Consider the following 24,567-nt stretch of genomic DNA (forward strand, 5'->3'; position numbering starts at 1 on the left):
CCGAGAAACACCATGTGACTAGGCGTGGTGCCTGACCTTCTGAGTGTCGCATCGAGGGTCCGCGCCGACCACCACGAACGTGTCATACACCACCCCGCTGGTGGGCAAGTGAGCACGCGGCGGTAGGTTGACCGGGTTGCTTCGAAAGACATTCGTGCCGATCCGCCGTGTGGGCGGAGATGGCAATGCAGGACCTGGTTCCTTCTGAAAGTGCGTCGAGTCAGCACCCCCGGGCAGCCGAAACGCGGCTGCTCATCTACCCAGAAGGGATCCGATATGGATACCGGCACCGTCAAGTGGTTCAACGGCGACAAGGGCTTTGGCTTCATCGCCCCCGACAACGGCTCGGCCGACGTCTTCGTGCACTTCAGCGCGATTCAGTCCACCGGCTACCGCACCCTCGAGGAGGGCCAGAAGGTCCAGTTCGAGACCGAGCGCGGCCAGAAGGGCCTGCAGGCGGCGAATCTCTCCGTCATCGCCTGAGACCCCAGCGTCGAAGGACTGTCGACACAGCGCAGCGCCGAGGGGAGACCGGCACCGTGATGATCACGGATCCTGTCTCCCTTCTCGCTGACCCTGACCTTGTTCCTCTTGTCCAGGCCATCCGGGCAGAGATCCTCACCGGTTCCGCATCGCCGGAGGGCATCGCGCTCTCGCTGCTTGAGCAGCCGCAGGCCTACCCCGATCCGCCCCGATGGACGCAGCAGATCGAGGCTGTCGACGAGGATGACATTGGCGCCGTCATCACGCCCTTTCAGGTGATCGAAGATCTGGTGCTGGACCCGCCCACCGGGAACCCCGGACGCCGACATCCCTCAGCGCGGCCTGGGGGTCTGAGCGACAGCCGGAGACCGTAGGCGCGTGACCACGATCGGCATCTGTCCGCGGCCGTCACAACTCTCGGCCTGCGCTCCACCGCCCGGGCTGAGCACTCGAGTGCTCGCCTCACTCCTCCCGCGCATGCAGCGCCCGGCGCCGGGCCTGTACCTGCCCCAGGCGCGTCATGATCTCCTGGTACCGCTCGGCATCGGCGGGATCAGTGCGCTGCAGGCGCTGCTTGAGCACCGAGTACTCGCGGGTGATGGACAGCTCTGTGAGGCGGTCCAGCAGCGAATCCCCCAGCCGCCGCAGCCCGTCCTCATCCCGGGCCGGCAGGTCCAGGTTCGCGATCTCCACGATGAGCGGGCGCACCGTCTCCCCCGCGATCTCGAGCACCTGCTCGAGGTAGCGTGCCGGCGCCAGCTCCCCCGCCACGGCATCCAGCAGCGTGCCCGCGGCGAGCATCACGTCCCACACGCCCTGCAGGGCAGGCACATGGAAGGAGTCATCGGGCAGGGCCGCGACCTTTTCCGGGTCCAGCAGCTGCGGGGCCTGCACCATTGCGGCCAGGGACTGCGTCTCCACCTGCCCCACGGGATCCCGCGGGGAGACCACGTCCGCCAGGCGCGGGATCGGCAGGCTCGAGCCGTCCTCGCCCCCGTCGGCCCCCTCCACCGGGCGTTCCTCCAGCAGCGGTTCCTCCTGAGCCCGTCGGCGCCCGCTCCCCTCGGCGCGGGCGGCGTCATGGACGGCGCGCAGCACGGTGCGCTCCTCCATCCCGAGCCAGCCCGCCAGACGCCGCGCATACTCCGGGCGCATGGCCCGATCGCGGATCCGGGCCACCACCGGCGCGGCCATACGCAGCGCCGTGACCTGCCCTTCCACAGTGTCCAGGTCCACTTGGGAGATCGCGGTGCGGATCGCGAACTCGAACAGGGGCCGACGGGATTCGATGAGGTCCCGCACCGCCTGGTCGCCCTGGGCGATCCGCAGATCGCACGGATCCATGCCGCTGGGCTCCACGGCCACGAAGGTCTGGGCGACGAAGCGCTGGTCCTCCTCGAAGGCGCGCAGCGCGGCCTTCTGCCCCGCGGCATCACCGTCGAAAGTGAAGATGACCTCCCCGGCGAAGCCGCGCCCGTCAGTGTTCAGCCGCAGCCCCGCCGAGCGGTTCGAATCCCCCATGACGCGCCGCACGATTTTCACGTGCTCAGCACCGAAGGCGGTGCCGCAGGAGGCGACCGCTGTCCCGACCCCCGCGAGGTGCGCGGCCATCACGTCGGTGTATCCCTCGACGACGACCACCCGATGCTGGGAGGCGATCTCCTTGCGCGCCAGGTCCAGGCCGTACAGCACGGAGGACTTGTGGTAGATCGCGGTCTCGGGGGTGTTCAGGTACTTCGGGCCCTGATCGTTCTCCAGCAGGCGCCGGGCACCGAAGCCGATCGTGGAGCCGGTGATGTCGCGGATCGGCCACACCAGTCGGCCGCGGAAGCGGTCATACACGCCGCGCTGTCCCTGGGAGGCGAGGCCGCTCGCGGTCAGCTCCGGCTCGGTGAAGCCGCGTGAGCGCAGCAGGGACGTCACAGCATCCCAGCCCTCGGGCGCGAAGCCCACGCCGAAGCGCTCCGCGGCGGCCTGGTCGAAGCCCCGCTCGGTGAGGAAACGTCGGCCCACCTCCGCGGCGGGGGTGCTGAGCTGTTCGCGGTAGAACTCCTCAACGATGGCGTGGGCGTCGAGCAGACGCCGACGGGTGCCGAAATCAGGCCGGTCTCCGCCCTTGCCGTCACCTTCCTCGTAGTGCAGCTGGACGCCGTAGCGGCCGGCCAGCAGCTCCACGGCTTCGACGAAGCTCAGATGGTTGATCTTCTGCACAAAGGAGATGACGTCCCCGCCCTCGCCGCAACCGAAGCAGTGCCAGTGCCCCAGCTGGGGGCGGATGTTGAACGACGGGGTCTTCTCGTCGTGGAAGGGGCACAGGCCCTTCATCGACCCGATCCCGGCCGGGCGCAGCGTCACATGCTCGGAGACCACCTCGTCCAGGCGCGAGCGTTCGCGCACGAGGTCCACATCGGCCCGACGGATCAGCCCCCTGGCCATCAGCGCACCCCTTCCCACACCGCCGCCGTCGGCGGCAGCACTGCCGCCTGCTCTCCCACCTGTATCACAGCTCCGCCCCGAGACCCGGCAGCGGGGTGTCCGCGGCGGTGAGGTGGGTGACCTCCCGATCGAACAGCGTCCCGTGCAGGCGCCGCGCGGTGACATCGGTGTAGGAGGCGATCTGGTCGATCACCACCCGGTGGCGGGCAGCGTCATCCTCCGCTTGCTCCCACAGCTCAGCGAACAGGGGGCTGAGGTGCTGGGTGCCGGTGTTCAGCAGGCGGGAGTGGAGGTCCCGCAGGATCTCCTCCTGCGCCTCGTAGACGGGCTGCTGCCACGCGGCGGACATGACATACGCGGCCGCGAGCCCCTTGAGCACCGCGATCTCCAGATGGGTCTCCTCCGGCACGATGACATCGGCGCGGAAGCGGGCGATGGGCTCCTCGCCGTGGGCCTGCCGGGTGGCGTGGATCGCGGAGCGGGTGAAACGGCCGATGAGCTGGCTGGCCATGTTCTTCAGCGCCGCGGCATCGCGCATGGAGCCGCTGAAGGCGGGCAGCCACGTCGGCTCCGCCTCGAGCCGGGTGAGGGCCTCATCGAGGGCCTCCACGGACTCATCGGGCATGTACCAGTCCTGCACGACATACAGCGCGGCGGCGCGCTCCATCGGGTCCCGCAGCGCTCCCAGGCTCAGGGTGCCGCCGGTGATCGCATCCTCGATGTCGTGGACGGAGTAGGCGATGTCATCGGCGAGGTCCATCACCTGGGCCTCGAAGCATTTCCGCAGCGGCGGGGCGCCCGCTCGGGCCCAGTCGAACACCGCGAGGTCATCGGCGTAGGCGCCGAACTTCGAAGAGGACGGATTGGGCCCCTCGCCGCGGGCCCACGGGTATTTGATCGCCGAATCCACGACGGCGCGCGTCAGGTTCAGGCCATAGGGGCGGTCCTCCCCCAGCACCTTGGGTTCCAACCGTGTCAGCAGACGTAGCGTCTGGGCGTTGCCCTCGAAGCCGCCGATCTCGCGGGCGAGGTCATCCAGCACCCGCTCGCCGTTATGCCCGAAGGGCGGATGGCCGAGGTCATGGGACAGGCACGCGGCATCGACCACATCGGGATCACAGCCCAGCTCCGCCCCGATATCCCGACCCACCTGCGCCACCTCGAGGGAATGCGTGAGGCGGGTGCGCACGAAGTCATTCGCCCCCGCACCGAGCACCTGGGTCTTCGCCCCTAGGCGGCGCAGCGCCGAGGAGTGCAGCACCCGGGCGCGGTCCCGCTGGAACGGGGTGCGGGACTGGGACTTCGGCGGCTCCGGGGCCCAGCGCTCGAGGTCCGTGCTCGTGTACCCGACGGGCGGGGTAGGGATCTCGGTCATCGGTTCATCCTCCCGAGGTGTCCAGCTCGGCCTCGTCCAGGCGCGCAGCATGCTCCGCGGACAGCTCCCGCGAGTCCATCCAACCCTCCGGGACCACAGCCTTTTTCGGGGAGCCGGCGCGGCCGCGCGGTCCCTCCACCGCGGCCCCCGGGTAGGGGCTGGTCAGATCCAGCTCGGCGAGCTTGGCGTCCAGATCGGCGAGGGACTCCATGGTCGCGAGCCGGTGACGCATCTGCCCACCCACCGGGTAGCCCTTGAAGTACCAGGCCACATGCTTGCGCAGGTCCCGCAGAGCGCGGCCCTCATCCTCGAAGAACTCCACCAGCAGTTCGCCGTGCCGGCGCAGGATCGCCGCGACCTCCCCCAGACTCGGGCGCACCCGGTCAGGCTTGCCCGCAAACCCGGCGGCAAGATCGGCGAACAGCCACGGCCTGCCCTGGCAGCCGCGCCCCACCACTACACCGTCGCAGCCGGTCTGGTCCATCATCGTGATCGCGTCCTCGGCCGACCAGATGTCCCCGTTGCCAAGCACCGGAATGTCGGTGACGAGTTCCTTGAGGTCCGTGATCGCATCCCAGCGGGCCTGCCCGGAGTAGTGCTGGACCACGGTGCGGCCGTGCAGCGCGATCGCCGCGGCCCCCACCTCCTGGGCGATCAGCCCCGCATCGCGGTAGGTGAGGTGCGCATCGTCGATCCCCATGCGGGTCTTCACCGTCACCGGCACGCCATCCCCGGCGGCCTCCACGGCGGCGCGCACGATCTGGGTGAACAGCTCGCTCTTCCACGGCAGCACCCCGCCGCCGCCGCGACGCGTCACCTTCGGCACCGGGCAGCCGAAGTTCAAATCCACGTGGTCGACGAGGTCCCGTTCGCGCAGCATCTCCACGCTGCGGCGCACCGTATGCGGGTCCACGCCGTAGAGCTGGATGGACCGCGGCGTCTCCCGCTCGCCCATCGTCACCAGGCGCCAGGACTCCCGGTGGTCCTCCACGAGCGCGCGGGTGGTCACCATCTCTGAGACGTACAGCCCACCGTCATCGGCGCTGTGCAGGGCCCCGAACTCGCGGCACAGCAGTCGGAAGGCCATGTTCGTGATCCCGGCCATCGGGGCGAGCACCACCGGGGTATCCACGGTGTGAGGGCCGATGGTGAGGGTCCGACGGTTCGCCGGCGCAGCAGGACGAGCAGCGTCGGCAGGGGCGCCGGGGCCGACTGGGACGTCGGCGGCGGTGACGGAGGCAGGGGCAGGGACGGTCATCGGCTCGATTGTCCCACCTGGGCCGCCGCGGCGGGTGCCCGCCACAGGTGATGTGCACCCCGGGCCCTAGGCCCGTGGCGAACACCCCTGTGACCTGGGATGATCAGGGTATGGCCTTCACCGCGCTGCCGCACCTGCTGATCGGTGCCGCCTCCTCTGCCCTGCAGATCGAGGGCGGGGACCGCGGCAACAACTGGTACGACTGGGCGCAGGTGCCCGGGAACATCCGCGACGGCTCCACGCCGCTGCGCAGCACCGACCACTGGGTGCGATGGCGCGAGGACACGGATCTGCTGACGGGCCTGGGGCTGCAGATCTACCGCATGAGCGTCGAGTGGTCGCGGATCGAGCCGCGGCCCGGGGAGTTCGATACCGTGGCGCTCGAGCGCTACCGGGAGGAGATCGCGGCGCTGCAGGCCGGTGGGGTGCAGGTGCTCGTGAGCCTGCATCACTTCTCCCAGCCGTCCTGGTTCCAGGGGCTGGGGGAATGGACCATCCCGCAGTCGGTTCCGATCTGGCTGCGGTTCGTGCGGGAGGTCGTCACGGCGCTGAAGGATCTCGTGACCGACTGGGTCACCATCAACGAGCCGAACGTTTACGCCGCCCAGTCGCATCTGTGGCAGGAGGGGCCGCCCGGGGATCGCAGCCCCGGCAAGGTCCGGGCGGTGATGGCGCATATGGCTGAGGCGCATTGCCGTGCCTATCTGCTGATCCATGAGCTGCAGGCCGATGCGCGGGTGGGGTTCGCCCATCACATGCGGGCCTTCGACCCGAAGAACTCGCGCAACCCGCTGCATCGGGCGGCGGTGCCGCTCAGCTCCGCCCTGTTCCAGGACGTGATCGCCGAGGCGATGCTGACCGGGCGCTTCCGCCGCCTCCTGGGTCGCCAGCCCGCGGGCATCACGCCCGGGCGCTTCCACGACTACCTGGGGCTGAACTACTACGCGCGCACCGCGAGCGCCGGACTGTCCGACGGGACCTTCCCAGGCGTGCCCGTGAACGACCTGGGCTGGGAGATCTACCCCGAAGGGCTCGTGCGCTGCATCCGCTGGCTCCGGGAGCGCTCGGCTGCGCCGGTGTGGATCACCGAGAACGGCACCGCGGACAACGGCGACCCGGCCACCGGTCTGCTCGAGCGGTTCCGCTGCCGGTTCCTCGATGACCATCTCTCGCTGCTGGCGGATCCCACGCGCGGTGTGGAGCGCTACTACCACTGGTGCTTCGTGGACAACTGGGAGTGGCAGGAGGGCGAGATGCCGCGCTTCGGCCTGGTGCACAACGATTACGAGACCCAGACCCGCACCATCAAGCCCTCCGGGCGTTTTCTTGCCCGGATCATCGCCGAGGGCGGGATCAGCGATGCGGCGCGGGAGGAGTTCGTGGCCCCGCAGCGCTACCGCATCGGCTGAGGAGTGCCGGCGGCGTCATGGGCCCGGACCCGGGGTCCCGGGCCCCCTGATCCGCCGCGGGGGACAATGGCACCATGGCATCGTGCCTCTCCCGTCTGCACGATGCACCCCGTCAAAGGAGAAGACTGTTGACTGCTCCCGCTGCTGAGTCCCGCCCGGTGCCGCGTTTCGGCCTGGTCGCGCAGGTGGATCACGCCGATCTCGCCGGCGGCATCGCCCTGTTCGAGGATGCCGACCGTCTGGGCTACGACGTGGGGTATGTGCGGGTGCGGCACCTGCAGGATGCTCTGTCCTCGCCGCTGCCGTTTTTGACGGCGGCGGCGCTGCACACCGAGCGGATCCAGGTGGGTACCGCCGTGATCCCCCTGCGGTTCGAGAACGCCGGGCGGCTCGCCGAGGATCTGGCCACCACCGATCTGCTCACCGGCGGTCGACTGCGCCCGGGGCTCGGCTCGGGCTACTCGGCGCATGATGCGATCTACACCCGCGCCTTCGGGCAGGTCCAGGGGGACCGCACCGAGATGGTGAACCGGGTGCTGCATGATCTGCTGCGCTTCGTGGACGGCGAGGTGGTCGCGGGGGCCGATGCGCATATCGAGGGTGTGGAGCCCGGGACGCCGCTGCGGATCGAGCCGCGGGCGGAGGGTCTGCGGGAGCGTCTGGCCTACGGCGCGGCAAGCCCCGCGCGTGCGGCGATGGCCGGATCCCTGGGACTGGGTTTGCAGCTGGCCACGATGGCGCCCGATGACGGCTCCGGTCGCTCCTTCGAGGTGCTGCAGCTGGAGGCGCTGCGCGCCTACCGCGAGGCCTCCCGCGAGGCGGGGCACGGCGATGGGCACGTGATGGTCTCCCGCCAGATGCTGCCCATGCGCACCGAGGAAGAGCTCGAGCAGTGGGTGTCCCTGATCCCGCGCGAGCGCGCTGCCGCACCGGCGGTGGCCGCCGAGCATGCGGGCGTAGAGATCGGCGGGAATCCCGCGGTGTTCAGCCGCGTGGTGCTCGATGATCCGATGACCGTGGCGCATGCACTGCTCAGCGATGCAGTGGTGCAGGAGGCCGATGAGATCTGCCTCGTGCTGCCCTTCGGTGCCTCCGCGCACGCCCGCCACCAGGTGCTGGAGACCTTCGCGACCGATGTGGTCCCGCACCTGCTCACGGCCATCGTGTGACGAGGGTCCGCGAGCAGCTCTCTCACATCTCCTCGACGCCCACGATCGACGGTTTCCCGAAGGGCCACACCCGGTACCCCTGCGTGGTGAAGCGGTAGGTCGCCCCCTGCTCAAGCCCCTCCGGGAACTGCTCGTCGAGCTCCTCGGCACTCGCGCCGCCGCCGTCGAGTCCGAGGAAACTCGTGGCACCCCAGCGCAGCTCGCCGCATTGCTCGGTCTCGATCGTGACCGAGCTGGACATGCCCGATCCTCGCTTGTTCCTGACGGTCGTGTACCCGCCAGTGACCGTGCACTCCTTCTCTCCGCCACCCACAAAGCTCGCCGCGAAACTCACCGCGAGGAACCCGAGGACCAGAAAGGTCAGCACCGTCCCGATCCACGTGCCGGGCTTGCTCTCGCTCTGGTGCCCCTGCTCCGACGCGGATGCGCTGCTGCTCATGATCATCCCCTTCCGACGAGCGGCCCGCGCCGCCCGCGAGCACGGTACCGCACGGAACGCGGCACCGCGGGAATCAATCCCGCAGTCCTACGCTCCACCTCCAGCAGCGGTCTCCAGTAGCGCATCCACCGCATCGGCGCGTACGCCTTGCACCGGGAAAACCAGGCGCAGCTGCCGTCGTGGTCGGGGAATCAGACGCCCAGCAGACGGGATCCGAGGTAGGAGGCCACCTGGTCCAGGGCGATGCGCTCCTGGGCCATGGAGTCGCGCTCGCGGATGGTCACAGCCTGGTCCTCGGCGGTCTCGAAGTCGATCGTGACGCAGAAGGGGGTGCCGATCTCATCCTGGCGGCGGTACCGGCGGCCGATGGCCTGCGAGACGTCCATATCGACGTTCCAGTGCTGGCGCAGTTCATCGGCCAGGGCGGTGGCGCGCGGGACCAGGTCCCCGCTCTTGGACAGCGGCAGCACGGCAACCTTGACGGGGGCCAGGCGCGGATCCAGGCGCAGCACGGTGCGCTTGTCCACGCCGCCCTTGGTGTTGGGGGCCTCGTCCTCGGTGTAGGCGTCCACCAGGAAAGCCATCATCGCGCGGGTCAGGCCGAAGGACGGCTCGATCACGTACGGGGTGTACTTCTCACCGCTGGCCTGGTCGAAGTACTGCATCGTGGCGTTGGAGTGCTCGGTGTGGCTGCCGAGGTCGAAGTCGGTGCGGTTGGCCACGCCCATCAGCTCGCCCCACTCGCTGCCCTGGAAGCCGAAGCGGTACTCAATGTCGATCGTGGCGGCGGAGTAGTGGGCGCGCTCGCCATCGGGAACATCGAAGCGGCGCAGGTTCTCCTCCCGGATGCCCAGGTCGATGAACCAGTTCCAGCACGCCTCCACCCAGTGGTCGAAATGCTCCTCGGCTTCCTGCGGCGGGGTGAAGTACTCGATCTCCATCTGCTCGAACTCGCGGGTGCGGAAGATGAAGTTGCCGGGGGTGATCTCATTGCGGAAGGCCTTGCCGACCTGGCCGATGCCGAACGGCGGCTTCACCCGGGAGGCGGTGACGACGTTCAGAAAGTTCACGAAGATGCCCTGGGCAGTCTCGGGCCGCAGGTAGTGCAGACCGGTCTCGTTGTCCACCGCGCCGAGGTAGGTCTTCATCAGGCCGGAGAACTGCTGCGGATCAGTGAACTCGCCGCGGTTGCCGCAGTTCGGGCAGGCGATCTCCGTGAGCCCGCCCTCGGGGGCGCGGTTCTTCTTGGCTTCGAAGGCCTCGATGAGGTGGTCCTCGCGGAAGCGCGAATGGCAGCTCTTGCACTCCACGAGCGGGTCGGTGAACGTCGCGACGTGACCGGAAGCCTCCCACACGGCCTTCGGCAGGATGATCGAGGAGTCCAGCCCCACCATGTCTCCGCGGGACTGCACGAAGGTGCGCCACCACTGACGCTTGATGTTCTCCTTCAGCTCCACGCCCAGCGGACCGTAGTCCCAGGCCGAGCGGGTACCGCCGTAGATCTCCCCGGCGGGGAACACGAAGCCGCGCTTCTTGGCGAGGGAGATGACGTTGTCCAGCGCACTGGCGGGGGCCTTGGCCACGGGGATTCTCCTGGTGACGGGGATATCGGGTACGCATCCAGCATAGTCGGCAGCGCCGCACGAACCGGGTGCGGCGAGCCTGCCAGAGCATCACAGGCTGTGATGGTCGGCACGAACAGGCGCCGCGCCGTCCTCAGCGGCTTGCATGGAGCCCCTGAACTGCTGAGAATGATTGTCATGCCCTTCGATATGACTCCGTCCCGTCGTTCCGTTCTCGCGCTGCTCGGCCTGGGCAGCGGTGCCGCCGTGCTCGCCTCCTGTGGCAGCAACGGCGAAGGTGGCGGCGGCAGCAGTGATGGTGGTGGCTCCGGCGGCGGTGCGCTGGACATCGTGACCTCGAACTACCCGATGACCTATCTCGTGACCGCCATCGGCGGTGACCGGGTGACGCTCACGGACCTCGCCACCCCGGGCGCTGACCCGCACGGCCTGGAGCTGTCGGTGCAACAGACCATGGCCGTCCAGGAAGCGGATCTGGTGCTGCAGATCCCCGGCTACCAGCTGGCGCTGGATGATGCGGTCGCCTCCGGCAAGGCCGACAACGCCCTGGACGTCTCCGGCGTGATCGAGATGCTGCCCTCGGACGGTGCCGAGCATGACCACGATCACGGCGATGATCATGACGAGCACGATCACGACGAGCACGATCATGATCACGAGCATGACGAGCACGATCATGAGCATGACGAGCATGACCATGAGGACGATGCTCACGACGACGAGCACGACGACCACGAGCACGACGATCACGAGGGCCATGACCACGGCCCGAATGATCCCCACATGTGGCACGACCCGCTGCGCATGGCCCAAGTGGGCGAGGCGCTCGCCGCAAAGCTCGGCGAGCTCGACCCCGAGGGCGCTGAGACCTACCAGCAGGCTGCGGCGGATCTGCGCACCGAGCTCGAGGAGCTCGATGCGGAGCTGACCGAGCTCTACCAGAAGAGCTCCGGGGAGCGCACCTTCATCACCAGCCACGCCGCCTACGCGTACCTCGCCGAACGGTACGACCTGCACCAGGTGGGCATCGCCGGGGTGGACCCCGAGACCGAGCCGTCCCCGCAGCGTCTGCTCGAGCTCGAGGAGCTCATCAAGGCCGAGGGCGTCGACACGATCTTCTTCGAGACCACCGCCTCGCCGAAGGTCGCCCAGACCCTCGCCGACAACGCCGGGGTCGCCAGCGAGGAGCTCGACAACCTCGAGACCCAGCTGGATCAGGCGAAGGACTATCCTGCAGTGATGCGAGAGAACGCGAACAAGCTCGTGGACAGCTGGTCGTGACGACCGCCCCCTCCCCGGCCCTCGACGTCCACGGCGCCTCGGTGCGCCTGGGCGGCGCGGCGATCCTCCAGGACGTCGACCTCACGGTGCAGGCCGGGGAGACCGTCGCCCTGCTGGGCGCCAACGGTTCGGGCAAATCCACGCTGCTGCGCGCGGCCGTCGGTGTGGTCCCCATGGAATCCGGCTGCGTCGAGCTGTTCGGCAGCCCCCTGGACCGTCGGCGCAGCCATGACGTGCTGGGTTACGTGCCGCAGGACTCCCCCGAGTTCGGGTCCATCCCCGCGACCGCGCGGGAGGTCGTCACCTCCGGGTTGCTGTCCTCGCGCGCCTGGTTCCCGCGCCCCTACGACCCCCGGGTGAAGACGGCCCTGGAGGCCGTGGGGATGGCGGATCTTGCCCGTCGGCCCATCACCCGCATGTCCGGGGGGCAGCGCCGACGGGCCATGATCGCCCGCGCGCTCGTGCGGGATCCGCGCCTGCTGGTGCTCGATGAACCCTTCGCCGGCGTGGACCTCGGCACCCAGCAGCTGCTCGCCCAGCTGTTCCGGGATCTCGCCGCCCGCGGCGTATCGATCCTCGTGGTGCTGCATGAGATCGGGATGCTCGAGCAGGACATCGACCGTGCCGTGGTGCTCGATCACGGGCATGTCATCCATGACGGCGCAGTGGCTGATCGCCCGCTGATGGATCCGGGTCATGAGCACCCGCACACAGACCTCACCGCTCACGACTGCCTCGGACAGGAGATCCACCCGGCATGATCTCCCCCCTCGACATCCTCACCTCCGATCTGCTGCGCTACCCGCTGATCATCGCGGTGCTAATCGGTCTGACCGCGCCCGTGGTCGGGACCTATCTGGTGCAGAAGCGTCTGTCGCTGCTGGGCGACGGCCTGGGGCACGTGGCGCTGACCGGTGTGGCGATCGGCTGGCTGGTCGGCGCCTGGACCGCTGCGACGCCCGTGGATCTGCTGGCGATCCCCGGTGCGCTGGCGGCCTCTGTCATCGGGGCGCTCGCCATCGAGTACGTGCGCGAGGTGGGGCACACCAGCCGCGATGTCGCTCTCGCGATCCTGTTCTACGGCGGTATCGCCGGGGGTGTGGTCATCATCCAGCTGGCCGGTGGCACGTCCCAGAACCTCATGGGGTACCTGTTCGGTTCGCTGTCCACCGTGACGCGCTCGGACATGATCATCGCCGCGGCCCTGTCCCTGGTGGTGCTCGCGATCGGCATGGGGCTGTCCGGCCTGCTGTCCGCGGTGACCGGGGATGAAGAGTTCGCGCGGGCCTCGGGGCTGCCGGTGCGCCTGGTGAACGTCGCGATTGCCGTGATGGCGGCGCTGACGGTGACGCTGTCGATGCGGATCGTCGGCGCACTGATGGTCTCCGCGCTCATGATCGTGCCTGTCGCCGCCGCGCAGCAGATGGTCGTCGGCTTCGCACGCACCATGCGCACCGCCATGGTGATCGCCGTGGCCTGTTCGCTGGGCGGTCTGCTGCTGACCGTGTACGTGGACCTGCCACCGGGCGGCGTCATCGTGCTGACGACGATCGCGGTGTACATCGTGGCGCTGACCGTGCGGGCGGCGCTCGGGGGGCATCGCACCGAGACGGCGCTGACCGATCGGGATAACGCGCATGCCCGGGTTCACCGTCCGGAACCCACTGCCGATCGCGCGATGTGACCATTCGCCCCCGCGTGTCATTTCGTGGCTCACAGCATCTGCGCCACAGGTGAGGGACAATCGATGACATGCAACGCAACACCCGCCAGCGCGCCGCGATCCTCGAGACGCTCTCTCGGCAGGATGATTTCCGTTCTGCCCAGCAGATCCACGAGCAGATGCGCAGCGACGGCGAGAGCGTGGGCCTCGCCACCGTGTACCGGAATCTGCAGACCCTCGCCTCTGCCGGCCGCCTGGATGTCCTCATCGGGGCCGATGGGGAGTCGTTGTACCGGCAGTGTGAGGACGAGGGCCACCATCACCATCTGGTGTGCCGCGAGTGCGGTCGCACCGTGGAGTTCCTCGCCCCGAAGCTTGAGACGCAGGTGACCGCGATCGCGGACGAGCACGGCTTCACCGACCTCAACCACACTCTGGAGGTCTTCGGGCTGTGCCCGGAGCACACGGCACAGGCCGGGGCGGAGCAGGTCGGCCGATGATGGGCTGCCGCCGATGATGGAGTGGGTGCGGGAGCTGCCGCTGATCCCCGCGGTCGCGTTCCTCTACGTCGTGATCTGGTTGCGGGCGGGCGCCACATATCTGCTGGGCCGCGGTGCCCGCAAGGCTGCTGACCGCGGACGCATGGCCGCTTTCCTCCACTCCCCCGGCGTGGAGCGCGCCACGGAGATGATCAACCGCTGGGGCGCGCCTGTGGTCGCGCTGAGCTTTCTGACCGTCGGTTTCCAGACCGCGGCCAACGCCGCCGCCGGACTGACCGGCATGCCTGCCCGCCGCTACGCCCCGGCCCTGGCCGTGGGCGGACTCGCCTGGGCCTTCATCTACGCGACCGTGGGGCTGGTGGCGGTCCGGGCCTGGTTCGAGCTGTTCATCATCTCGCCGTGGGGCGCCGTGGGTGTGCTCGGCGTGCTCGTGGTGCTGGTGGCCGTGCTGCTGCGGCATCGTCGGCGCACCGGCGGGACGCTCGGTGAACCGCAGCCTGCGCGCGTAGATCAGCCCCCGGTGGACTGACCGCCCGCCGCCCCAGCCGTCGGCTCCTGCGGGGCGTCGACGGCCCCGCCGTAGCGGCGGTCCCGCCGGGCGTACTCGGTGATCGCCCGCCACAGCACGCGGCGGTCCACATCGGGCCATAGCTCGGGGACGAACACGAGCTCCGCGTACGCCGCCTGCCAGAGCAGGAAGTTGCTGGTGCGCTGCTCGCCGCTGGTGCGCAGGAACAGATCCACATCGGGCATGCCGGGGTCATCCAGGTGCCGCGCGAAGCTCTTCTCGGTGATGCGCGAGCCTGTGATCTTTCCGGCCCGTGCCTGCTCCACCAGATCGCGCACCGCATCGACGATCTCGGCGCGCCCGCCATGGTTCACGCACATATACAGCGTCATGCGGGTGTTGTCGGCGGTGAGACGTTCAGCCTCTTTGAGCTCTTTGATGACGCTGCCCCACAGGCGCTGCTCGCGGCCGATCCACACGATGCGCACGCCCCAGGAGTTGAGGGTGTCGCGCTGGCGGCGCAGCACCTGCCGGGAGAAGCCCATGAGGAACCGCACCTCCTCCGGGGAGCGCTTCCAGTTCTCGGTGGAGAAGGCGTAGGCGCTCAGGTGCGTCACGCCGATCTGGAGGGCGCCGGCGACCACATCGAGCAGGGCCGCCTCCCCTGCCTCATGGCCGGCCGTGCGAGGCAGGCCTCGCTGATTGGCCCAGCGCCCGTTGCCGTCCATCACCACCGCGACGTGCCGCGGGATCGTGGGCGCAGGCAGCTGCGGTGGCAGCGCCCCGGAGGGGTGCGCGAAGGGCTCCTCGTAGCGGCGGAGGCTCGCAGGCGGCATGGGTATCCTCGCAGGTCAGGGGTGGTCAAGCAGGTGGCGGGCGGTGGGGACGGTGCGGGGCCGACGGGGGTGTCGGGACTAACGTTCGACGTAGGACAGGGAGCGTACCGAGCGCTCGAGGTGCCAGGTGATCGTGTCTTCGATGAGGCGGCCGGCTTCCTGCATCACGGTCTCCTCGGCATCGAGCACATTCTCCCAGTCTCCGGCGAGCAGGAAGATCAGATGCTCCACGGTGGCCTGCCGCACCGCCGCAGCACCGGGTTTGCGGCACGGCGTGCACACCAGCCCGCCAGCGCGCACGTCCAGGGCATGGTGCGGCCCGGGCGCCCCGCAGGTGGCGCAGACCCGCAGTTCGGGGGCCCAGCCGGAGAGCGCGAGGGTGCGCAGCAGGAAGGAGTCCAGCACGAGCGGCGGGGCGATCCGTCCGCCCGCCATGCTGCGCAGCGCCCCCACCAGTAGCAGGAACCCGCGCTGGGAGGGGTCGACGACGTCGTCGGTGAGGCGGTCGGTGGTCTCGAGCATGGCGCTCGCAGCGGTGAACCGCGCGTAGTCGGCGCTGATGCGGTCCGCGAAGGTCTCGATCGTGACCACCTGGGTGACGGTGTGCAGAGAGCGCCCGGCGTGCAGCTGCACGTCCACCAGGCTGAACGGTTCGAGGCGGGCGCCGAAGCGGCTGCCGGTGCGACGCACCCCCTTGGCGACGGCGCGCACTTTCCCGTGCCGACGGGTCAGCAGCGTGATGATCCGATCGGCCTCCCCCAGCGGGTGGGTGCGCAGGACGATCGCATCGTCACGGTAGAGCTTGGTGGCCATGTCACCGCGAGCCTACGTGGGCTGGGCACCGGGGCCGGGCAGCTGGGCCGCGGTGTCGGTCACGGGCCGCTGCTCGGCTCGTCCCGCCGGTCCGTCCGCCTGGTCGGGGCAAAGCGGGCAGGAGGGCATCCAGGGCATGATGGGCTCCGTCACAGCACCGATCCGGGGCACCGGCCCCCGCAGGAGGCAGACATGGGCATCTTCTCGATGCTGCGCCGCGACAAGCAGGCCACCCGCACTGCCCGCGAGGCCATGAAACAGGCGCGCTCCGGGGCGGAGCCCGCTGCGGGTGGACCGCTCGAACGGATCGTGCGGATCATTCGCGACTGGGGTCTGGACGGGAAGCTCACCTACTCCTCGGCGCAGACCGTCGCAGATCGGGCCCTGCGCGGACGGGGCGCGCGCCGGGCCGATAAGGCGGTGCGCAGGATCATCGCTTCGCATCGGCGCGGGGTCACCGCCGGCGGGTTCCTCACGGGCCTCGGCGGTTTCGTGACCCTGCCGATCCTGCTGCCCACCAACGTGGTCGAGTTCTATGTGCAGGCCACCCGCATGGTGGGGGCGATCGCCGCGGTGCGCGGCTATGACCTCGACGATGAGGAAATCCGGATGCGGGTGATGGCCGCGCTGCTGGGCGAAGAGCAGGGTGAGGTGCTCAAGAACGTGGGGCTGGGCCCCGTCGCCGGGGTCGCCGCCCGCACCGTCGCCCGGGGGATGAAGGGACGGCCCGAGCATCAGCTGATCAATGCGATCGGGGGGCGTCTGCTGCGCCGGTTCTCGCTGCGGTCGGTGCGGCTGTTCGGCAAGGCGATCCCCGGGGCGGGCGCGATCCTCGGAGCCTGGTCGGATCGGCGTCAGCTGAGCAAGATCGCGCGCGCCGCGCAGGAGGCTTTCCCCGCCCAGGCGTGAGATCCTGCCGGGATGAGGCTCTTCGCCGCCCTCCGCCCCTCCCCCGCTGCTCTGGAGCATCTGGATTATGCGCTCACCGAGGTGCGCGCTGCCGCCGGGCTGTCACTGCGCTGGGGCGATCCGGAGCAGTGGCACCTCACGCTCGCCTTCCGGGCGGATCTGCCCGCAGGCGCCCTCGACGATGCGCTGGAGAACCTGCAGGGCATCGCTGCCGGGTACGCGCCGATGTCCTTGCAGCTGGTCGGGGCCGGGGTGTTCTCCCATCGGACCCTGTGGATCGGAGTGGGCGGGCAGACGGACCGCCTGGGGGCTCTTATGGCCGAGCCGCTGCTGGAGGGCGAGGATCGTGAGCGGCGTCGAGCCCATCTGACGGTCGCCCGGATCTCCGCACGGGCCCCACGTCCGCCCCGTCGGCGCCGACGCGGCGAGCCCGCCCTGCCGGATCCCACACAGGTGCTGCTGGATTCAGCGGTGCATGCCCTGTCGATCTATCGGGGGCCGATCTGGGAGGCCCGGGAGATCGAGCTGGTGGCATCCCATCTCGGAGAGGGGCGCGGCGGCGGGCCCCGCCACGAGGTGCTCGCGACGGTGCCGCTTAGCGGCTGACCCATCTGCGGCTGTCTCCGGTGCGGATGGCTCAGCGCCCCGGGCGGCCGGACCTGTCGGGCGTTCACAGCTGCACTGTGGTGGTGACCTCCAAGCGTGGCTGCATCAGGACCACATCGGCCCCGGGCTCGCTCCAGCCCTGCGCGAGTGAGGGATTGTACGTGACCTCCGTGACCGACAGCTCCGTTCCCGGCGCGGCGCTCAGGGTGATCTCGACATTCTGACCGGCACGGATCCCAGCGATCTGCAGCTGCCCGATGCCGTCCTGCCCCTCCGCGGCAGCAACGGCGGTGCCGTCGATCGTGATCTCGCGCAGCGGACCCTCGGCCGCGTCGATCCACAGTTCGGTGCCGTCACGCACCGCGGTGACCGTGACGGTGCTGCGGCCACCGGACGTCCCGTCAGTGCGCACCTGCGGCATCTCGATGGTGGACTGGGCTGTGGTGCCATCGAGGTCACGCCCCCACGCGCTCATGCCGCTGACGTACCAGTGGGTCTGCCCCGTGGCGGCATCGACCGTCGCGATGACGCTCTCCTGCATGGGCTCCGGGGCGCGCAGGGTCCACCAGGTGCTGCCGAGACTCAGCGCTGCCGTGGCGATGAGCACCGCAGCGGGGGCGAGCAGGCGACGGGGCCGGCGAATCCGATCCGGTACCGGGTCGGCGGTGCGCGGCAGCCACAGGGCAGCGGCGGCGCCGAGGGCGATGAGCGCGGTGCCGGCGTAGGCCCCGGCGGCAGAGGCGATGCCGAACTCGGTGAGAGAGGACAACTGGGTGCCGAGCAGCCAGCCGGTGGGCAGGATCGCCGCTGCCCGCAGCAGCACTGAGAGCACCGGGGGTGCGATCGTGCTACCGAGGATCCCAGCGGCCGCGACGACGGCGGGCGGCAGCATCGATCCGCCGAGCGCCGGCCAGGCCACTCCGAGTACCGCCAGCAGCACGGTCACGAGCAGTGAGGCCCCGAGCAGCAGGCTCGCGCGACGCAGCAGCATCCGTGCGAGCACGAGGCCGAGGAGCACGATGGCAAGGGCCAGGAGGAGCTCGGCGAGGATGAAGCCGTGGGCGCGAACCGGTTCGCCGACGGTGCGCGAGAGCATGTGCGGCACCTTGGTGGAGACCACTGTCCAGAGTCCTACAGCGCCCGCCACACCGCCCGCGATGACTACCAGGGCGCAGACTGCTCCGGCGAGGACGCCGCGGATCGTGATCTCTGCGCGGCGGCGCCGGATCCCGATGGTGACGGCGATGGCGAGCGGGGCGAGGACCGCGAGGATGCTCAGCAGCAGCGGCGGGATCTGCAGGATCCCCCACGGCATCGTGGTCTGGACGGGATGCTCCTGGGTGTGGGCGCTCAGCTCGGCGAGGTCCCGTCCAGCGAGGTCGCGGGTGAGGGCGAGGGTCAGATCGCCGTAGTGCTGCAGCGTGTCGTGGTCCAGGTGCGCGGAGTCATCCAGCGGTGAGTGGTAGGCGAAGGACCCGTCGATGATCGCCATGTCGAAGCCCCACCACCCGCCTTCGCGGTACACGGTGAAGTCGGTGTCGTTGGGGATGATCGCGAACAGCGCATCGGTGAAGGATTCGAACTCGGGGCGCGGGGCGGCGCCGACGATGCGGTGCATCGGACCATGGGCCCGGGTGAGCAGGGGCCGACCGGTGATGCCGCGTGCCTCATGGTTCAGCACCACGACCGGAGCGGTGAGGTCCGCACCGGCCCCGGCCAGGTGATGCTCGGCGCCCAGCAGCCCGCGCTCTTCCCCGTCCACGAGCAGGACCACAAGATCATTGCGCAGCGCCTCAGGGCCGAGCGCTCGGACGGTTTCGAGGATGACGGCCAGGCCTATGCCGGCATCGGCCGCCCCGGGTGCACCGGGGACGGAGTCGATGTGGGTGGCCAGCACGATCGTGCCCGTCGGATCTGTGCCCGGGCGGGTGGCGACGAGGTTGCGCACGTATCCCGTGCGAGTGCGCTCCGGGGTGGATCGCACCCCGATGCCCTCATCCTCGGTGACGGTGAACCCGAGATCCGTGAGCTGGGCGGAGAGCTCTTCGCGCGCGGCGTCATTCGCCGGGGTCCCACCCGGACGGGGAACCTCGACGATGCCTGCGGTGGCCTGGACGGCACGGCTGGCGCTGAAACGGTCCGCGGGCGCGTCATCGCCGAGTGCCGGAGTGACGCTGCGGGAACTGATGCCTGCGAGCAGCGCGAGCACGAGAAGCATGATCAGCAGCAGCGGCACAAGCTGCGCAGCGCGCGCCGTCACAGCGGTGCCGTGGGCGTCGGCCCCTGGCCGGGCCGCAGCGGGCTGAACACGGTGGGCGTCATCGTCCATGGACATATATCTACCGCTCCCCGCACCGGCACCGCCGAACGATCTCGCATCGGTGACCGGATCGGAATGTACCCCCGCCGTGACCGGGTCGGTGGGGTGCTGCGGCGTGGGCGAGATGACGTGGACGCCGGCCCTGGTCACCAGGCACAGTTAGTGCTGTGACCACCGCTTCTTCCCCGCAGCCGACGGTATCGGCGATGCCTGTGCTGTTCATCCTCGGCTCGTGCCTGTCGCTGCAGTTCGGCTCGGCGCTGGCCGTGCAGCTGTTCCCTGAGATCGGGCCGTTCGGCACCACCACGCTGCGCCTCGGTATCGCGGCGCTCGTGCTGCTGGTCCTCGTGCGGCCGCGCCTGCACCGCTACACCCGGGAGCAGTGGCTCGCGATGCTGGGGTTCGGGCTCGTGCTCGGGGCGATGAACGGCACGTTCTACGTCTCGATATCCCGGATCGAGCTGGGCACCGCGGTGGCGATCGAGTTCCTGGGGCCGCTGACGCTCGCGGCCGTGCTGTCCACGCGGCGCAGCGACCTGCTGTGGGTGCTGCTGGCGCTGCTCGGCGTGAGTATGTTCGGGATCGAATCCATGCTCGGGGTCGCCCAGCTGGACGTCATCGGGGTGCTGTTCGCGCTCATCGCAGCCGTGTTCTGGGGCCTGTATGTGCTGGTCAGCGCCCGGGTGGGGCAGCTCGTGCCGGGGCAGGGCGGGCTCGCGGCAGCGCTTGCGATCGGCGCGCTGGTGCTCGTGCCCTTCGGCGCAGGGGGCGTGGTGGAGGCAGTCACCCGACCCCCGCTGCTGCTGCTCGCGGTCGGCACGGCGCTGCTGGCCTCCGTGCTGCCGTACTCGCTCGAGCTGTCCGCGCTGCGGCGCCTGCCGCGCCACGTGTTCGGGATCCTGCTGAGTCTCGAGCCGGTGATCGCGCTGCTGGCCGGTGTGCTGCTGCTCTCCCAGGGCATCACGGTCCTGAAGGTTCTCGCGGCGGTGCTCGTGGTGACGGCATCGGCCGGGGTGACTCTGACCGCCCGCGGTGCCGCGGAGGATCCGAGCCCCACGCCGGCCGATGCGATCAACGACGGGGAGATCCCCGTGGCCACGCACCACACCGTCACCGGGGAGATGCCGATCCTCACCGAGGAGGACCTGCGAGAGGAGTGATCCGCTCGATCCCGCGTCCTCAGGCGACGCGGGTGCGATGCTCCCGGTTCAGTGCGGAGATGATCGCCTCGAGCGAAGCGCGGGTGATCGATCCGTCGATGCCCACGCCCCAGTAGATGGCGTCCCCGATCTCGCATTCGATGTACGAGGCGGCCAGGGAGTCGTCGCCCTCGGTCAGGGCGTGCTCGGCGTAGTCCAGGATCCGCACATCGATCTGGTGCTCGGCCAGGGCCCGCACGAAGCCGTCCAGCGGACCGTTGCCGATGCCGGTGACCTCGCGCTCCTCGCCGTCCACGAGCAGCCCCACGGTGATGCGGTCCGCGCCATCGCCGGTGGATTCCTGGCGCACATCGCGGAAGCCGTAGCGGCCCCAGCGACGGGACTCCTCGGCAGAGGGCAGGTACTCGTCGGTGAAGACGTCCCACAGGGTCGCGGGGCTGACCTCGCCGCCCTCGGAGTCGGTGTGCTGCTGGATGATCGCGGAGAACTCGATCTGCAGGCGGCGCGGCAGGTCCAGGCCGTGCTCGGTGCGCAGCAGGTAGGCCATGCCGCCCTTGCCGGACTGGGAGTTCACGCGGATCACAGCCTCGTAGGAACGGCCCAGATCCTTGGGATCCACCGGCAGGTAGGGGACGCGCCACACGAGGTCATCGACGCTCTTTCCGGCCGCATCGGCGTCGGTCTCCATGCGCTCGAGCCCCTTCTTGATGGCGTCCTGGTGGGAGCCGGAGAAGGCGGTGAACACGAGATCGCCGCCGTAGGGGCTGCGTTCGGGCACGGGCATCTGGTTGCAGTATTCGACGGTGCGGCGGATCTCCGGGAGGTCCGAGAAGTCGATCTGCGGGTCGATGCCCTGGCTGAACAGGTTCAGGCCCAGCGTCACCAGGTCCACGTTGCCGGTGCGCTCGCCGTTGCCGAACAGGCAGCCTTCGATGCGATCGGCGCCGGCCTGGTAGCCGAGCTCCGCGGCGGCCACGCCGGTGCCGCGGTCATTGTGCGGGTGCAGGGACAGCACGATGCTGTCGCGACGGTCGAGGTTGCGGTGCATCCACTCGATCGAGTCGGCATACACATTGGGGGTGGCCATCTCGACCGTCGCCGGCAGGTTGATGATCATCTTGCGTTCGGGCGTGGGTTGGAAGACGTCGATCACGGCGTTGGAGACTCGCAGTGCGTACTCCAGTTCGGTGCCGGTGAAGGACTCCGGGGAGTACTCGTAGGTGATCTCGGTGTCCGGGATCGTCTCCTCGTACTTCCTGCACAGCAGCGCGCCCTGCACGGCGATGTCGAGGACCTGGTCCTCATCGGCCCGGAACACCACGTCCCGCTGGACGATGGAGGTGGAGTTGTACAGGTGCACGACGGCACGCTTGGCACCGGCGATCGCCTGGTAGGTCCGTTCGATGAGGTGCTCGCGGGACTGGGTGAGGACCTGGATGGTCACGTCGTCGGGGATGTGCCCGTCGTCGATGAGGGTGCGCACGAAGTCGAAGTCGGTCTGTGAGGCCGAGGGGAAGCCGACCTCGATCTCCTTGTAGCCCATGCGCACCAGCAGCTCGAACATCCGCAGCTTCCGCTCGGAGTTCATGGGGTCGATGAGCGCCTGGTTGCCGTCGCGCAGGTCCACGGCGCACCAGCGGGGGGCGCGGGTGATGCGGTTGCCTGGCCAGGTGCGGTCCGGGAGGTCCACGCGGATCTGCTCGTGGAAGGGCAGGTATTTGTGGATCGGCATGCCGGAGGACTGCTGGGGGGCGTCACCGGTGGAGCCGACGACGGGAACCGCCGGGTCCGCGGTCGCGGCGATTGTCGCGGACGTGGTGGTGTTCTGCTGCGGGGTGGTCATGTCCAAGGGGATCCTTCTGCGTCGGGGCGGCGCCGGGGCACGCTGTCAGCCGCGACGAGTACCCGGCGGGATCAGACCTCGTCGCGGCGTGGAAGCAGCAGGCCGCAGCGCATGAGCGTCACCGTAGCACCAGGGACGAGCCCTCCGCGCCACGCTCGCATCGTGGACGGTGCGGCCAGGGACGTGGCATTCACAGGTCGAAGACCAAGCGAAGACCGGCGTCGATGCGCGACATGATCTCCATGGGCAGGTCGCCGATGCGTTGATCAAGCCGACGGCGATCCACAACGTGCGTCTGACTGACGTTCGCCACACAGTCCCTGGGGAGTTCAGCCGTGCCGCGAGCGATCTCGACGTTCCCGGGTGCTGCGGACCAACCAAGCGACGTCGTGAGGGGGACGATGTGGAGCGTGGAGATCCGCGATGCATTGAAGCGATCGGAGGAGACGACGACGCCAGGACGGCGGTAGCCAGGCTCCGAGCCGAAGGGGTCACCGAAGTCGATCCACCACACGGAGCCACGGATCACCACTGCCAGTCCCCTTTTTCAATCGCCGCACGAGCCTCGGTAAGCCCCGGTTCGGGTCGCTCTGCCTCGGAATCAGCGGCCATCGCATCGGCAACCGCGTTGAGCTGTGCTGTCACCGGATCTTCGTCCTGGCTGGCAAGGAATGCTGAAAGTGCCCGCGCATACAGCTTGGAGCGCGAGATCTGCAAGCGCTCGGCTACAAGATCCGCTTCGTGGAACAGTGGGTCTGGGATGGACACAGCAGTCTTCATACTCCGAGTATGACCCATGGAAGCATCCCCTGTCACGGCAACAATCGGTCCTCGCTTCATCGACCAGACGTCGCGCTCAGGATGGGCTGGGTGGTGCCCCGTCCGGGGCGAACAGCAGCAGAAGCAGGAGCTGCCACGCGACTCGGACGCTCAGAATCCGAGGCGGCCCAGCTGCTTGGGGTCGCGCTGCCAGTCCTTGGCGACCTTGACCCGCAGGTCCAGGTGCACCTTTCGGCCCATGAGCTGATTGATCTCGCGCCGGGCTCGGGTGCCGACGTCCTTCAGGCGCGAGCCGCCGCGGCCGATGATGATGCCCTTTTGACTCTCGCGCTCGACGAACAGGCTCGCCCGCACCACGAGCCGCCCCTCCCCCTCGGCGACCTCGGCGAAGGGGTCGCCGTCCAGGGGCTCCTCGACGATCTCCTCGACCACCACGGCGATGGAGTGCGGCAGCTCGTCGCGCACGCCCTCGAGGGCCGCCTCGCGGATCAGCTCGCTGATGCGGTCATCGCTCGTCTCCTCGGTGAGCTGATCATCGGGGTACAGCTGCGGGCCCGCAGGCAGGTGCTTCGTGATGACATCGAGCAGCACGTCGATCTGCTCTCCGCGGACGGCGGAGATCGGCACGATCTCATCGACGTCCAGCAGCTGGTCCACCGCGATGAGGTGCTCGGCGAGGGCCGCGCGGGGCACAAGGTCGGTCTTGGTGACGATCGCGATGACACGCGGGCCGCGGCGGCCCGAGCGGATCTCGGCAAGATCCTGGGCGATGAAGCGGTCGCCGGGGCCGATCTTCTGATCGGCCGGCAAGCAGAATCCGACCACGTCGACGTCGGTGAGGGTCTCACGCACGAGGTCGTTCAGCCGCTCCCCCAGCAGGGTGCGGGGCCGGTGCATCCCGGGGGTGTCCACGAGGATGATCTGCGCATCCTCGCGGGTGACGATCCCGCGGATGGCCCGGCGAGTGGTCTGCGGCTTGGTGGAGGTGATCGCGACCTTCTCCCCCACCAGGGCGTTGGTGAGGGTGGATTTGCCGACGTTGGGGCGACCGACGAGGGCCACGAAGCCCGCGCGATGCTCGGCGTCGAGCGCGGTGGGGGTCTGATCGGCGGTCATCGGTCTCCTCATGGTCCGGGCCGATGGTGCTGCGGTGCGTGGTCGCACAGCACGGGCCGGGCAGGTGGTCTCAGGGGTGG

The 24,567-nt window shown here is 69.3% G+C and carries 24 protein-coding genes; 12 read left to right on the forward strand and 12 right to left on the reverse strand.

What is annotated here, in order from left to right:
- Positions 1–276: 276 nt before the first annotated feature.
- Complete coding sequence (locus tag MU407_RS01495; RefSeq protein WP_246954815.1) at positions 277–483, forward strand: cold-shock protein; 207 nt, start codon at positions 277–279, stop codon at positions 481–483.
- A 59-nt stretch (positions 484–542) separates the two neighbouring features.
- Positions 543–857, forward strand: a complete 315-nt coding sequence (locus tag MU407_RS01500; RefSeq protein ID WP_246954817.1) for a hypothetical protein — start codon at positions 543–545, stop codon at positions 855–857.
- 88 nt (positions 858–945) lie between these two features.
- Here MU407_RS01500 and dnaG read toward each other — a convergent pair whose 3' ends face one another.
- The 3 genes from dnaG to dusB all read right to left on the reverse strand — a co-directional run bounded on the left by dnaG (position 946) and on the right by dusB (position 5,552).
- Entirely contained in the window at positions 946–2,919 is a 1,974-nt protein-coding gene (gene dnaG, locus MU407_RS01505; RefSeq protein ID WP_246954819.1) for a DNA primase, read from the reverse strand.
- A 64-nt stretch (positions 2,920–2,983) separates the two neighbouring features.
- The gene (locus MU407_RS01510) at positions 2,984–4,294 is read right to left on the reverse strand and encodes a deoxyguanosinetriphosphate triphosphohydrolase (RefSeq protein ID WP_246954821.1); all 1,311 of its coding nucleotides are present in this window, start codon (positions 4,292–4,294) and stop codon (positions 2,984–2,986) included.
- A gap of 4 nt (positions 4,295–4,298) precedes the next feature.
- Complete coding sequence (gene dusB / locus MU407_RS01515) at positions 4,299–5,552, reverse strand: tRNA dihydrouridine synthase DusB (protein WP_246954823.1); 1,254 nt, start codon at positions 5,550–5,552, stop codon at positions 4,299–4,301.
- Positions 5,553–5,626: 74 nt separating this feature from the next.
- On the opposite strand from dusB, the gene MU407_RS01520 reads away from it, so the two are divergent.
- Positions 5,627–6,961: a family 1 glycosylhydrolase gene (locus MU407_RS01520; RefSeq protein WP_246954825.1), complete on the forward strand. Its 1,335-nt coding sequence runs from the start codon at positions 5,627–5,629 to the stop codon at positions 6,959–6,961.
- Positions 6,962–7,089: 128 nt separating this feature from the next.
- Positions 7,090–8,130, forward strand: a complete 1,041-nt coding sequence (locus MU407_RS01525) for an LLM class flavin-dependent oxidoreductase (RefSeq protein ID WP_246954827.1) — start codon at positions 7,090–7,092, stop codon at positions 8,128–8,130.
- Between the two features lie 22 nt (positions 8,131–8,152).
- Here the strand turns inward: MU407_RS01525 and MU407_RS01530 are convergent, their stop codons facing one another.
- The gene (locus MU407_RS01530; protein ID WP_246954828.1) at positions 8,153–8,569 is read right to left on the reverse strand and encodes a hypothetical protein; all 417 of its coding nucleotides are present in this window, start codon (positions 8,567–8,569) and stop codon (positions 8,153–8,155) included.
- Between the two features lie 191 nt (positions 8,570–8,760).
- The gene (locus MU407_RS01535) at positions 8,761–10,152 is read right to left on the reverse strand and encodes a glycine--tRNA ligase (RefSeq protein WP_246954829.1); all 1,392 of its coding nucleotides are present in this window, start codon (positions 10,150–10,152) and stop codon (positions 8,761–8,763) included.
- A 177-nt stretch (positions 10,153–10,329) separates the two neighbouring features.
- Between MU407_RS01535 and MU407_RS01540 the strand changes: the two genes are divergently transcribed.
- The 5 genes from MU407_RS01540 (at position 10,330) to MU407_RS01560 (ending at position 14,125) form a co-directional block, all read left to right on the forward strand.
- Positions 10,330–11,433 (forward strand): metal ABC transporter substrate-binding protein, encoded by a 1,104-nt coding sequence (locus MU407_RS01540; protein WP_246954830.1) that lies wholly within the window; start codon positions 10,330–10,332, stop codon positions 11,431–11,433.
- Complete coding sequence (locus MU407_RS01545; protein ID WP_246954831.1) at positions 11,430–12,194, forward strand: metal ABC transporter ATP-binding protein; 765 nt, start codon at positions 11,430–11,432, stop codon at positions 12,192–12,194. Before MU407_RS01540 ends, MU407_RS01545 begins: the two co-directional genes overlap by 4 nt.
- Positions 12,191–13,117 carry a metal ABC transporter permease gene (locus MU407_RS01550; RefSeq protein ID WP_102236346.1) on the forward strand — a complete coding sequence of 309 codons (927 nt, stop codon included), beginning with the start codon at positions 12,191–12,193 and terminating at the stop codon, positions 13,115–13,117. The genes MU407_RS01545 and MU407_RS01550 overlap by 4 nt, the downstream gene beginning before the upstream one ends.
- A 68-nt stretch (positions 13,118–13,185) precedes the next feature.
- Positions 13,186–13,596 (forward strand): transcriptional repressor, encoded by a 411-nt coding sequence (locus MU407_RS01555; RefSeq protein ID WP_102236347.1) that lies wholly within the window; start codon positions 13,186–13,188, stop codon positions 13,594–13,596.
- Positions 13,597–13,609: 13 nt separating this feature from the next.
- A complete protein-coding gene (locus MU407_RS01560; protein ID WP_246954832.1) occupies positions 13,610–14,125 on the forward strand; it encodes a VTT domain-containing protein in 516 nt (171 codons plus the stop codon).
- On the opposite strand, the gene MU407_RS01565 is transcribed toward MU407_RS01560, so the two are convergent.
- Together MU407_RS01565 and recO are read right to left on the reverse strand one after the other, a co-directional pair.
- On the reverse strand, positions 14,107–14,940 hold the full coding sequence (locus MU407_RS01565) for an isoprenyl transferase (protein WP_246954833.1): 834 nt from the start codon (positions 14,938–14,940) through the stop codon (positions 14,107–14,109). The two genes, MU407_RS01560 and MU407_RS01565, sit on opposite strands and share 19 nt — an antisense overlap.
- Positions 14,941–15,018: 78 nt before the next feature.
- Positions 15,019–15,753: a DNA repair protein RecO gene (recO, locus tag MU407_RS01570; RefSeq protein ID WP_246954834.1), complete on the reverse strand. Its 735-nt coding sequence runs from the start codon at positions 15,751–15,753 to the stop codon at positions 15,019–15,021.
- 192 nt (positions 15,754–15,945) lie between these two features.
- On the opposite strand from recO, the gene MU407_RS01575 reads away from it, so the two are divergent.
- Together MU407_RS01575 and MU407_RS01580 are read left to right on the forward strand one after the other, a co-directional pair.
- On the forward strand, positions 15,946–16,662 hold the full coding sequence (locus MU407_RS01575; protein WP_246954835.1) for an EcsC family protein: 717 nt from the start codon (positions 15,946–15,948) through the stop codon (positions 16,660–16,662).
- A 12-nt stretch (positions 16,663–16,674) separates the two neighbouring features.
- Positions 16,675–17,268: a 2'-5' RNA ligase family protein gene (locus MU407_RS01580; RefSeq protein WP_246954836.1), complete on the forward strand. Its 594-nt coding sequence runs from the start codon at positions 16,675–16,677 to the stop codon at positions 17,266–17,268.
- A 64-nt stretch (positions 17,269–17,332) separates the two neighbouring features.
- Here the strand turns inward: MU407_RS01580 and MU407_RS01585 are convergent, their stop codons facing one another.
- Positions 17,333–19,603, reverse strand: a complete 2,271-nt coding sequence (locus MU407_RS01585) for a M28 family peptidase (protein ID WP_246954837.1) — start codon at positions 19,601–19,603, stop codon at positions 17,333–17,335.
- A gap of 152 nt (positions 19,604–19,755) precedes the next feature.
- Between MU407_RS01585 and MU407_RS01590 the strand changes: the two genes are divergently transcribed.
- Positions 19,756–20,748, forward strand: coding sequence for an EamA family transporter (locus MU407_RS01590; RefSeq protein ID WP_233190766.1), 993 nt, complete (start codon positions 19,756–19,758; stop codon positions 20,746–20,748).
- 19 nt (positions 20,749–20,767) lie between these two features.
- Here the strand turns inward: MU407_RS01590 and leuA are convergent, their stop codons facing one another.
- From leuA to era, 4 genes are all read right to left on the reverse strand, one after another.
- The gene (leuA, locus tag MU407_RS01595; protein ID WP_246954838.1) at positions 20,768–22,591 is read right to left on the reverse strand and encodes a 2-isopropylmalate synthase; all 1,824 of its coding nucleotides are present in this window, start codon (positions 22,589–22,591) and stop codon (positions 20,768–20,770) included.
- 190 nt (positions 22,592–22,781) lie between these two features.
- A complete protein-coding gene (locus MU407_RS01600) occupies positions 22,782–23,123 on the reverse strand; it encodes a type II toxin-antitoxin system PemK/MazF family toxin (RefSeq protein ID WP_246954840.1) in 342 nt (113 codons plus the stop codon).
- Positions 23,117–23,371, reverse strand: a complete 255-nt coding sequence (locus MU407_RS01605; protein ID WP_246954842.1) for a hypothetical protein — start codon at positions 23,369–23,371, stop codon at positions 23,117–23,119. The genes MU407_RS01600 and MU407_RS01605 overlap by 7 nt, the downstream gene beginning before the upstream one ends.
- 150 nt (positions 23,372–23,521) lie before the next feature.
- Positions 23,522–24,487, reverse strand: a complete 966-nt coding sequence (gene era / locus MU407_RS01610; protein WP_246954843.1) for a GTPase Era — start codon at positions 24,485–24,487, stop codon at positions 23,522–23,524.
- Positions 24,488–24,567 lie beyond the last annotated feature (80 nt).

The sequence above is a fragment of the Brachybacterium sp. Marseille-Q7125 genome, from assembly GCF_023062615.1.
Taxonomy (GTDB): Bacteria; Actinomycetota; Actinomycetes; order Actinomycetales; family Dermabacteraceae; genus Brachybacterium.